The following is an 11,125-nucleotide window of genomic DNA, read 5'->3' as shown; positions in this document are numbered from 1 at the left end:
ATTCCTAACTTGGTAAATCACAACCATCTACAGGTTCAATCTTAAAAGTCATTTTATTTATAGTTTCTAAATCAGTTGGATTATTAAATAAATCAAAATCTAAAACTAGTTTCAAAATATCCAACACAGATCCTTCGAGTCTAGTAAAACTAAAAAGATTTTTAACTAGTTTTACTACTTCTAATTGTTTATCTGTTTTATTAAAACTTAAATCAAAAATTTCAGATTTTAATTTATCAACAGTCAATTTAGCAGTTTCATCTGTTCCTAAATATTGTGTTTGAGACAATATAACACCTAAATAATAGGCATATTGGTTTAAAACTTCTGAATAACCACTATTTGATTTAAAGTGATTTATTGCTAGTTCTTCCAATAATTTTGGGTTATTTATAAGTTTGTTGGTTCTTTTAAAAATTGAAACAAAACTATTGTGAATAGCATAAACATCTATAGTTCAGTTCCATACTCCATCTTGGTTGTTTTTAAGCTCACTAAATGTGTAAAATTGCATAGCGTCCTCGTTTTCTAATTATACAATTTTAATGTTTTGATTGTCCTTAAAATGTTATTAATTTTAATCAAAAACATCATTTATTGTTATTTTTTATAGAAAAACGGCATTTTTACCGTTTTAGTTTAGCTAAAAATAATTTCTTTTTACCAATGTTTAAAAATAGGTATTTACCTTCGTATAATTCTGATTCAACCACTTGAGTTTCTTGAACTGGAATTCCGTTAACTTTAATTGAATTTGTTTCGATAAATTCACGTGCTTCACGTTTTGATTTTAAAATACCAAGTTCAATTAATGATTCAATTAAATTAGAGTTTTTCTTAAGTTCAATACTTTCTATTTCACCATAAATTGAAGCAACTTGAGTTTCATTTAAGTCATCAAAATTAAAATCTTTGTTGAATAAAATATTACTTAAAGTTTGAGCTTTCTCAGCTGCTTCAATTGAGTGAACTTGTGAAATAACTTGATATGCAAGTTTCTTTTGAGCATATCTTAATGAAGGATTTTGGTTGTGAACAGCCATAATTTTTAACACTTGTGGAATTGTTAAAAAAGTTAATCATCTTAATAGTTTCTCGATCTGAGAATCAGGTTGATTGATTAAAAATTGGTACATATTGTATGGTTTAGTTAGTTCAGGATCTAATCATAAACTTCCACCACCAGTTGATTTACCGAATTTAACATCATTTTCGTCAGTTAGTAAATTACTTGTTAAAACCACGGCTTTATGTTGATCACCATGTACTTTAGAAATCATATCAAGTCCAGTTGTTAAGTTTCCTCATTGGTCACTTCCACCTAGTTGCACGAATACATCTTTTGTATTGTATAAGTGTAAAAAGTCTCAACCTTGTATTAAGGTATAACTAAATTCTGTAAATGAAAGTCCTTTATCAATACGATTAGAAATTGAATCTTTGGTTAACATATATGAAACATTTACAAGTTTTCCTGCATCTCTTAAAAACTCTAAAATATTCATATTTTTGTAAAAATCATAATTATCTACAACTTCTAAACCATACTTTTCAAGCTGTTTTTTAATATTGTTCTTATTTTGAACAACTACACTATCGTCTAATAGTTGTCTTTCAGCCGATTTAAATGATGGATCACCTATCATTCCTGTTGCGCCACCAACAAGTGCATAAACTTTATAGCCAAATTCTTTAAATCTTAATAATGTAGTAATTTGAATGTAATTTCCTAGGTGTAATGAAGTAGCTGTAGGATCAAAACCTGCATAAATTGCAGTACCTTTAGGTAGGCTTAAAAATTTTTCTTCGTTACTTACTTGTTTAAGTACACCTCTTGTTCTTAATTCTACTAGTATGTTCATAAAATACCTAAAATTGGTAATCCTTTCCAATTAATTCGTTAGTTCCAAAAATTAAACCTTCTTTTTCAACACCTAAAGTTTTATATCCTGTCAGCATTCCAAAACTATCTACATCCATCACTTTGCCAGTTTTGATTTCTAAACCACTAAAAGTAGTTGAACCAGGTAGTGCCATAACAAGCACCTTACCTTGTTCTGAATCTAAAGTGTTTGTTACTAACTGTATTAGTTTTCCATCACCTTTATCCATTTGTAAAACAAATAACTTATCACTTTTTGGATGTACTTCTCTTGAAATTACTTTCGCATAGATAAATTTTGGTTCATTTTTTAACACTAAACCAAGGCTTTCCGCAAGTTTACTTAAAGTTTGTGTTTGTGTATGACTTAACCCATAAAACTTGTTATTTAAACTAAGTCCAAATGCATCATTATTTAACACATTAATTGAATGAACTTCGTTTTTATCATTAACTAAAAATATAGCATTTTCAGCGTTTACGGTTTTTGTAGGTGCTACTTTACAGTCTACAAATACAATTGAGTTATTTTTAAATTTTTTATCTAAATTGTTGGCTATTAACATATATAAATTTTAACAAAAAAACCATTTTACTATATAATTAAAATATGAATAAAATAGCTATAATCGTCGATTCATCAAGTGGTTGAACACAAAAAGAGGCCAGTGAATTAGGTCTTCATTTTTTACCACTAATTATCAATGTTGGTGACAAAAAATATCAAGATGGAATAGATTTAGATTCAGATAATTTATTCAAGCATTTTACATTAAATTCTGATAACGCTAAAACTGCTGCAACACCATTAGGTGTAGCTGAAGATGTTATAAAGAAAGCCTCAGAAGAAAACGATAAAGTATTGATTTTTCCAATCACTAAGCACTTATCAAGTCAGTGTGAAATGTTAAAAACTATTTCACAAAATTACCCAAATGTGCATGTTGTTGATTCAGTTTACATAGCCGCTTTAATCCCTTTAATGTTGTTTAAGTTTCAAGCAATGTTAAAACAAGGTGCAGCATTTGAAGATGGACTTGAAGTATTAAATCAATGAGATAAAGATTTTAGTGTTACTTTATTACCTAAATATAACGATTACTTAGTTAAAGGTGGACGTCTAAGTCCAGCTGCCGCAACTATTGCTCGTTTATTAAAAATAGTTCCACTTATTAAGTTCGAAGATGGTCAATTATTAAAAGAAGGAAAAGGACGTATTTTTTTAAAGTCCGTTTTTAATGTTATTGATCAAAAAACAGAAAATCATGAACAATATGACTACATTATTCTTCATTCAAATCCAGAAGAATTAAACCAAATCAATGATTATTTAGCATCTAAAATTAATAAACCGCATTTTACTACAAACTTACCTAATGTAATTTCTATTCATACAGGCCCTGAAGCTGTTGTGGTTATTCGTGCGCCAAAATTAACAGAGGAGCAAAAAGCATTGTTTAAATAAACATTGCTTTTCTTTTATATAAAAATGTCTTATAAAACAGTTCAATGTTTAACTTTAAGCGATTTAGATAAGTTTGTAAATGATTATTTCTATTTATTTAATGACAAAAAAATTATCTTATTAAACGGAGAACTAGGTGCAGGCAAAACAGCTTTTGTAAAAGCTTTAGCTAAAAAAATAGGTATTAAAGAAAATATAACATCTCCAACTTTCAATTATATGAAGCTATATGATGGATTAGCTCATGTAGATTTATATAATTATCGCGGATCGCTTGATGAATTTGAAGATTATTGAGACGATTTAATAGTAGCTATTGAATGATCGGACTTAATAGAACACCAATACCAAAGTTATGTGCGTGTAGATGTTAAGATGAATGGTGATTATCACGAATATACAATTACGGAGGTTAAATAATGAATGTGTATTTAGACACTTCAACTACAGATTTTGTTCTTATTTTGTTTGATAATCATTATCATGTAATAGACTATGTGTTATTAACTAATCAAAAGAAAAAAGTTCCGTTAATAACTACTAAATTTGAAGAAATTTTATATAAAAACAATCTTACCGTTCATTCAATAAGTAATTTTTTCACTAACATAGGTCCTGGTTATTTTACTGGAGTTAGATCATCTTTAGTTTATTTTAGAACTATAGCGTTAGCTTTAAATAAAGACCTTTATGTAACTTCTAGTTTCGATATACTAAAGATTCAATATCCTTGAGTTTCTCACTTATACCTTGATGCACAAGGATCAAAAGTTTATAAAGCACATAATCATTCATTTAAAAAACATCACTTATTTGTTAATCACCCAAATTTAATTAAGGTTGAACAACAAAAACAACATACTAATGTTTTAAATATTAATTTTCTGGATATGATCCGTAATTTATCAAAATACAAAAATATTTTTGTACCAAAAAAACCAATGAAAATAGAAGCAATGTATATCAAACCACCACAACTAGGAGGTAAATAATGAGAATATTAGGTATTGAAACCTCTCATGATGATACTTCAATAGCTGTACTTGAAAACGGTAAGGTGTTAGATATGTGATCTATTTCACAAATTGATATCTTTAAGGAATTTGGTGGTACAGTCCCAGAAATAGCTTCTCGTGAACATATTAAAAATATCGCTATTATCCAAAAAATATTAATTTCTAAATACAAAATGGATGAGTTTGATTACATAGCATACACAAAAGAACCTGGATTAATTGGTCCATTACATGTTGGTTATTTATTTGCAAGCGCTTTAGCACACACATTTAACATTCCTTTAATTCCAGTCAACCACTTAACAGGTCATTTTTTATCAACTACTTTGACAGATGAAGTAGAATTTCCTGCTCTATGTTTATTAGTTTCAGGTGGACATACACAACTTTTATACGCTAAAGATATAGATGATGTAGAAATTATCGGTGAAACACTAGATGATGCTGTTGGTGAAGTTTTCGATAAAGTTTCTGCCAAAATCGGTTTAGGCTTTCCTGGTGGTCCTTTAATTGATAAATTATCTCAAACTTACCAAGGACAATTTATTAAATTCACCAAACCACACACTGATAACCCTTTAGATTTTTCTTTTAGTGGTTTAAAAACACAAGTTATAAACTATATTCATACTAAAAAAATGAAAAATGAACCAATTGATACTACGCAAGTTGTTGTTAGTTTTCAAAAAACAGCAGTTGAATATTTAATCGAAAAAACCAAATTAGCATTAAAAACATATGATGTCAAAAGTATTATATTAGGTGGTGGTGTTTCAGCAAACTCACTGTTAAGATCTGAGTTCTTAAAAATACATCCAAACGCAATAGTTCCTTCATTAAAATATGCTACTGATAATGGAGCAATGATTGCACAAGCTGCATATCTACAAGTATTAAAAGAAAAAAACCTTAAAAAGTAAAATAAAGATATTTGCCCTTTGCGATTTGCAAAGGTTTTTTTAAAAAATAAAACTAGCGCCTAAACGCTAGTTTTATATTTGTGAAAATTGTTTAAATATTAATCTTCATCTTTAACTTGAATATTTCTACGTTTAATAATTTCATCAGCAATGCTGTTTGGACATTTTTCGTAGTGATTGAATTGCATTTGGTATGTACCACGTCCACTTGTCATAGATCTTAACTCTGTTGAGTATCCAAACATTTCTGATAATGGAACATGAGCTCTAACGATAACAGCTCCATCATTTCTTTGTTCTTGATCGTTAACTAAACCTCTACGACGTGATAAGTCACCGATTACATCCCCCATGTGGTCTGAAGGTACAACAACAGAAACATCCATAATTGGTTCTAATAATACTGTTCCAATTTGGTCTTTAGCTTTTGTAAGAGCTTTTGAAGCAGCGATTTTGTAAGCCATTTCAGATGAATCGACATCATGGTATGATCCATCAAATAATGTTGCTTTAACATCAATCATTTGGTATCCAGCTAAAATACCAGCAGCCATTTTTTCTTCAAGTCCTTTTTGAATTGACTTAATGTATTCTTTAGGAATTTTACCACCAACAATCTTGTCAACGAATTCAAAACCTTTGTCTTTGTTTGGTTCGAATTTAATTCAAACGTGTCCGTATTGACCTTTACCACCTGATTGTTTAATGTGTTTTCCTTCAACTTCAGCTTCTTTTGTAATTGTTTCACGGTATGAAACTTGTGGTGCACCAACTTTTGCTTGAACACCAAATTCTCTTCTTAAACGGTCAACAATAATATCTAAGTGTAACTCACCCATACCTGCGATAATTGTTTGTCCAGTTTCTTCATCTGTGTATGTTCTAAATGTTGGGTCTTCAGCTGCTAATTTTTGAAGTCCTAATGATAATTTTTCTGTAGCAGCTTTTGATTCTGGTTCTAAAGCTTGTGAAATAACTGGTTCAGGGAACACCATTTTTTCTAAAACAATGTGTTCTGATTTTTCACTAATTAATGTATCACCTGTTGTTGTGTATTTTAAACCAACAGCTGCAGCGATATCACCTGCACGACATTCATCGATTTCAACACGGTTATTTGCGTGCATTTGAAGAATACGACCAATTCTTTCTTTTTGTTCTTTTGTTGAATTGTATACGTAGCTTCCTTTTTCTAAAATTCCACGGTATACACGGAAAAATGTTAATGAACCAACATATGGGTCGTTCATAACTTTGAATGCTAGTGATGCAAAGTTTCCTTCGTCAGAAGCTTCAACAGAAACTTCTTTATCACCAATGTACCCTTTAATAGCTGGAACATCTACTGGTGAAGGTAAATAATCGATAACAGCATCAATCATTTTCTTAACACCTTTGTTTTTGAATGATGTACCACAAACTACTGGGAAGAATTCAGAAGTTAATGTTGCTTTTCTAATAGCAGCTTTAAATGTGTCAACATCAATGTCTCCACCTTCTAAAACTACCATCATTAATTCTTCATCAAAGTTAGCAACAGCTTCTAATAATTCTTGACGTTTAGTTTCAACGATATCTACTAAATGTGCAGGAATTTCAGTTGGAAACTCTTCTTCTTTAGCTTCACCATTGTATGTGAAAGCTTCTCTTGTAACAAGATCAATAATACCTGTAAAGTCTTGTTCGGCACCGATAGGTCATTGAATTGCAACTGCATTTCCACCTAAACGTTGTCTAACTGATGCAACTGAAGCAGCAAAATCAGCTCCAGCTTTATCCATTTTGTTTACGTACACAATACGTGGAACACGGTAGTTTGTAGCTTGTCTTCAAACTGTTTCAGTTTGAGGCTCAACACCTGATTGAGCATCTAGTACAGCTACAGCACCATCTAAAACACGTAATGAACGTTCAACCTCAACTGTAAAGTCAACGTGTCCTGGTGTATCGATGATGTTAATTCTTTTACCTTTTCAAAAAGCTGTTGTAGCAGCTGATGTAATTGTAATACCACGTTCTTGTTCTTGAGCCATTCAGTCCATTTGTGAAGCACCGTCGTGTGTTTCACCGATTTTGTGAATTTTACCTGTGTGGTATAAAATTCTTTCTGTTGTTGTTGTTTTTCCTGCATCAATGTGAGCCATAATACCGATGTTACGGTAATCTTTTAATAAATATTCTCTAGCCATAATAATTACTATCTATATAAATGTGAAAATATTATCATCTGAAATGAGCAAAAGCACGGTTTGATTCTGCCATTTTGTGTGTATCTTCACGTTTTTTGATAGCTCCACCTGTTTTATTTGATGCATCAATGATTTCGTTAGCTAATCTAACATCCATTGTTTTTTCGTTTCTTAAACGAGCATATTGCACTAATCATCTTAATGCTAGTGTTTGTTTTCTACGAGGTTGTACTTCTGTAGGAACTTGGTAGTTTGTTCCACCAATTCTTCTTGTACGAATTTCTAATTGTGGTGTGATGTTTTCAACAGCTGTTAAAAACACTTCCATAGCGTCTTTACCTGTTTTTTCTTTAACAATATCAAATGCTGAATATAAGATGTCTTGAGCAATTGATTTTTTACCATCAAGCATAATAGCGTTAATCAACTTAGTAACAACAACTGAGTTAAAAACTGGATCAGCTAAAACTTGATGAACAGGCGCTTGTTTTTTTCTTGACATATTGTCCTCCTATAATCTTTACTAAATTTTTACTATGTGAATTTAATTGCTATTTTGCTCTTTTAGCACCGTATAAACTACGGCCTTGTTTACGTTTTGAAACACCAGCAGCATCTTGTGTTCCACGAACGATATGGTATCTAACCCCAGGTAAGTCTTTAACACGACCACCACGAATTAAAACAACTGAGTGTTCTTGTAAGTTGTGCCCTTCACCTGGAATGTAAGCTGTAACTTCGATTCCGTTTGATAATTTAATACGAGCATATTTACGAACAGCTGAGTTAGGTTTTTTAGGTGTCATTGTAGCAACACGAGTACATACTCCACGTTTGAATGGAGATGCCATTTTTTTAGCTTTTTTAATTAGTGAGTTGTAGCTTACTGATAATGCAGGTGCATTTTGTTTTTTAACTTTTGAGCTACGACCATGTGTAACTAATTGGTTTGTTGTAGGCATTTTCTACATCCTTTCATTTTTTATTAATTAATATTTAAACTGAATGGCTAATTTTAATAGCTAGACTATTATACAACAACTTGGCCGTGTGTATCGCATTTTTTTTAAAATTTTTTCTAAAAAATTATGTGATACTTTTGTTTTGTGTTTTTTATATAAGAAAATTAACTTACAGTTTTTAATATTTCACTAATAAAATCTCAAACCATTAGCATTGCACGAACATCATTTTCACAATAGGCTTTTAGTCTCGGAACAATAACATTATTTCAAACGCTATCACTGATTGTCCCTAAATGTCTTTGAACAGCTTTTTCCATTGCTTGCATACCATTCTGAATCTGATCTAGCTCATGATATGGGATAATCATATTCTTAAGTTTTAATCCAGATTCGGTGATGAGTTTTTCAATTTTTTTGATTGAGTGAAACCCCATTAATTTAGGTATATTAATTAATTTTGTTGCTCTTAATAAAGGTAAATATTCATCTTGATTGAATTCATTATTTGTTAATAACTTGCCACTTTGAATTTGCTTATCTTTAATACTGAATGTGTAATATTCTGATGAAGCGTCTTGTAATTTATTCTTTAAGTTATCAAGTGTTTTAGAGAAGAAATCAGCCAAATCAATAGTGTGTGAATTTATATATTCAACAATATTGACAAAACCATTGATATTATTGAATTTTCCGTCTATATATTTTTTGAAATCGTTATCTTTTTTATATAAGGTTTGTGCATATCCTGCAATTTCGGAATTTCGTGTATTTTCGTATGTTTTATTGAAAACTACATAATAATCAGCTTTATCTGCATATACTTTTTCAATAAGATCACACATATCTTTTATAGTAATATTTAATGTATCTTTGACATAATTATTACAACTTTCTTCCACACCGTTTTTAGTCACAATAACACTTACTTGATTAACAATTTGACTATATGAGGATGTCCCATCGATAACTGGATATAAATCCATAAAACCTTCATAATCGTACCAACAAATTCTAGCTTCTTTATTTTCTAACGATTTTACATCATCAAAGTCTTTTGTAGATGTACTTATAGTGTTTGCACAATTATAATAAGCATCATATGCAACATCAATTTGTTTAAAAGTTTTATAAAAATTATTGAAAATGTAATGTTGATACGGAATGAATTTTGGCCCAAAAATAAATTTTAAGTATTCTAATTTAAGATTTTTATCTTCTTTTATTTGGGTTGTAAAATAAATTTTATTCTTCTTAGACTTTTCAGAATTTATAATTTTGTCAATATCTGCTGTTCTTTTTAAAAAATCACTATCTTGTCATCATTTGTTAAAAAAACTAGTACCGTTTTGTGATTTTTCAACATCATTTTCGTCATCAATTTCATCATCAATTTCAACATCAAATATAAAAGCCTTTAATGCAGTATGATTTAATTCTTTATCAGGCCCAAACTCATCATATGCACAAACTAGCTGAGAAATATAAAGTTTAAAGTCTACGTATTCAGTAGTATTTTTATCGTTAAAACTGTTGTAATCACGTAACTGAATTCAATGTAGGTGATTTGATTCGATAAAGTTAATCAATTCATCAGCGCTTTTGATATTTAGATTTTCTAGTTCTCTGTCAAACTCTTCATCTGTTATATCAACCATTTTCGGTGTCGTACCAGATGTTTTTTTGTTATTTAAAATTAAATTATAAAAAGTGAAGTCACTGTTGTAATCTAAGGTAGATAAAGTTGAATTGTACAATAATGGTAGACCTAATTTTTTGCATATTGTATTAAACATTGTTTTAGATGTTCTATTCTCTTTTTTTGGATAATCGATCTTAGATTTAAAACAAGTAAATATCTCAACAAAATTAACTTTATTTTTTGTCGTAAATAAATATTTATTAGCTCAACAATCTAACGCAATGGTTGACATACTTTTTACTGTGACAGGTTGATCTAATGATCGTAAAACATTGTAATCGTAGAAAAATTTGTCAAAATTTTTGTGTTTTACACTTGCTGAATAATCCAAATTAATAATCTTTTTAAGTTGCTTATCATAAATAAATAATGTTGAATATAAATTAACATCTGTTATATCAATATTTTTATTATTTATATTTAAATCTTTAGTTGTATAACTTTTCTTTCAAACTCCACCAACAATTAATTTAACATTTTCATCTTCCATTAATTTTTGTGTGTTTTTTAGTTTTTGATCCATTTTGTCTTTAATACTAATATAACTTACTTCATATGGTTTATAACCATATTTTGTCATATAGTATTGCACAGCATCAATTTTATATTTGGCAAAATTTGTCGCTTTAGCGATAATAGGTGCGTAATTTAAATATTCATAATTAGAAATATTATTTTCCATAGCAGGAAATAACTCTGTTATTCCTTCTATATATTCATGAGAATATGTATCAACTGGAATTTCCATATATTTAGAACTATATTCTTCTAATAATTCTAGTTCATCTGTTGTTATAGAGTCAGATTCTTCGTCTTCATCATCTTCGTTATCTAACTCGGTAACATCTTGGTTATTGTTTGAACCTCATTTTAATTGATATGCATTTTTTAATTTTTCGATCAATTCATGGGTATTGTAAAAAATAATTGCTGGATTTTGCTCCAGTAATTTTAAAAAATGTTTTTGTTTAATATCAATGGACTTCATA

11 protein-coding genes are annotated in these 11,125 nt (G+C 29.5%); 4 read left to right on the top strand and 7 right to left on the bottom strand.

The window, feature by feature from the left end; all coding sequences use genetic code 4:
* Nucleotides 1–4: 4 nt before the first annotated feature.
* From ACJA23_RS00135 to tapR, 3 genes are all read right to left on the bottom strand, one after another.
* Entirely contained in the window at nucleotides 5–514 is a 510-nt protein-coding gene (locus ACJA23_RS00135; RefSeq protein ID WP_406614153.1) for a hypothetical protein, read from the bottom strand.
* Nucleotides 515–626: 112 nt separating this feature from the next.
* Nucleotides 627–1,862 (bottom strand): tyrosine--tRNA ligase, encoded by a 1,236-nt coding sequence (tyrS, locus tag ACJA23_RS00130; RefSeq protein ID WP_406614151.1) that lies wholly within the window; start codon nucleotides 1,860–1,862, stop codon nucleotides 627–629.
* Between the two features lie 7 nt (nucleotides 1,863–1,869).
* The gene (gene tapR / locus ACJA23_RS00125) at nucleotides 1,870–2,448 is read right to left on the bottom strand and encodes a TyrS-associated PheT N-terminal domain-related protein TapR (RefSeq protein WP_406614149.1); all 579 of its coding nucleotides are present in this window, start codon (nucleotides 2,446–2,448) and stop codon (nucleotides 1,870–1,872) included.
* Between the two features lie 44 nt (nucleotides 2,449–2,492).
* On the opposite strand from tapR, the gene ACJA23_RS00120 reads away from it, so the two are divergent.
* From ACJA23_RS00120 to tsaD, 4 genes are read left to right on the top strand one after another with little or no spacing between them, the layout of a single operon-like run.
* Nucleotides 2,493–3,347 (top strand): DegV family protein, encoded by an 855-nt coding sequence (locus tag ACJA23_RS00120; protein ID WP_406614147.1) that lies wholly within the window; start codon nucleotides 2,493–2,495, stop codon nucleotides 3,345–3,347.
* A 24-nt stretch (nucleotides 3,348–3,371) separates the two neighbouring features.
* Complete coding sequence (gene tsaE, locus ACJA23_RS00115) at nucleotides 3,372–3,767, top strand: tRNA (adenosine(37)-N6)-threonylcarbamoyltransferase complex ATPase subunit type 1 TsaE (protein ID WP_406614145.1); 396 nt, start codon at nucleotides 3,372–3,374, stop codon at nucleotides 3,765–3,767.
* Nucleotides 3,767–4,339, top strand: a complete 573-nt coding sequence (locus ACJA23_RS00110) for a tRNA (adenosine(37)-N6)-threonylcarbamoyltransferase complex dimerization subunit type 1 TsaB (protein WP_406614143.1) — start codon at nucleotides 3,767–3,769, stop codon at nucleotides 4,337–4,339. Before tsaE ends, ACJA23_RS00110 begins: the two co-directional genes overlap by 1 nt.
* Nucleotides 4,339–5,283, top strand: a complete 945-nt coding sequence (gene tsaD / locus ACJA23_RS00105) for a tRNA (adenosine(37)-N6)-threonylcarbamoyltransferase complex transferase subunit TsaD (RefSeq protein WP_406614141.1) — start codon at nucleotides 4,339–4,341, stop codon at nucleotides 5,281–5,283. Before ACJA23_RS00110 ends, tsaD begins: the two co-directional genes overlap by 1 nt.
* Nucleotides 5,284–5,381: 98 nt before the next feature.
* Here the strand turns inward: tsaD and fusA are convergent, their stop codons facing one another.
* The 4 genes from fusA to ACJA23_RS00085 form a co-directional block, all read right to left on the bottom strand.
* Nucleotides 5,382–7,472, bottom strand: coding sequence for an elongation factor G (fusA, locus tag ACJA23_RS00100; RefSeq protein WP_406614139.1), 2,091 nt, complete (start codon nucleotides 7,470–7,472; stop codon nucleotides 5,382–5,384).
* Nucleotides 7,473–7,503: 31 nt separating this feature from the next.
* Nucleotides 7,504–7,974: a 30S ribosomal protein S7 gene (rpsG, locus tag ACJA23_RS00095; RefSeq protein WP_406614137.1), complete on the bottom strand. Its 471-nt coding sequence runs from the start codon at nucleotides 7,972–7,974 to the stop codon at nucleotides 7,504–7,506.
* A gap of 49 nt (nucleotides 7,975–8,023) precedes the next feature.
* Entirely contained in the window at nucleotides 8,024–8,434 is a 411-nt protein-coding gene (gene rpsL, locus ACJA23_RS00090; RefSeq protein WP_406614135.1) for a 30S ribosomal protein S12, read from the bottom strand.
* Between the two features lie 164 nt (nucleotides 8,435–8,598).
* On the bottom strand, nucleotides 8,599–11,124 hold the full coding sequence (locus tag ACJA23_RS00085; protein ID WP_406614133.1) for a UU173 family protein: 2,526 nt from the start codon (nucleotides 11,122–11,124) through the stop codon (nucleotides 8,599–8,601).
* Between the last annotated feature and the right edge of the window lies 1 nt (nucleotide 11,125).

This window comes from Mycoplasma corogypsi (assembly GCF_045276875.1).
Taxonomy (GTDB): Bacteria; Bacillota_I; Bacilli_A; order Mycoplasmatales; family Metamycoplasmataceae; genus Mycoplasmopsis; species Mycoplasmopsis corogypsi.
Note: the sequence above shows the minus strand (reverse complement) of the source record. Positions and strands in the feature narration are given on the sequence as shown.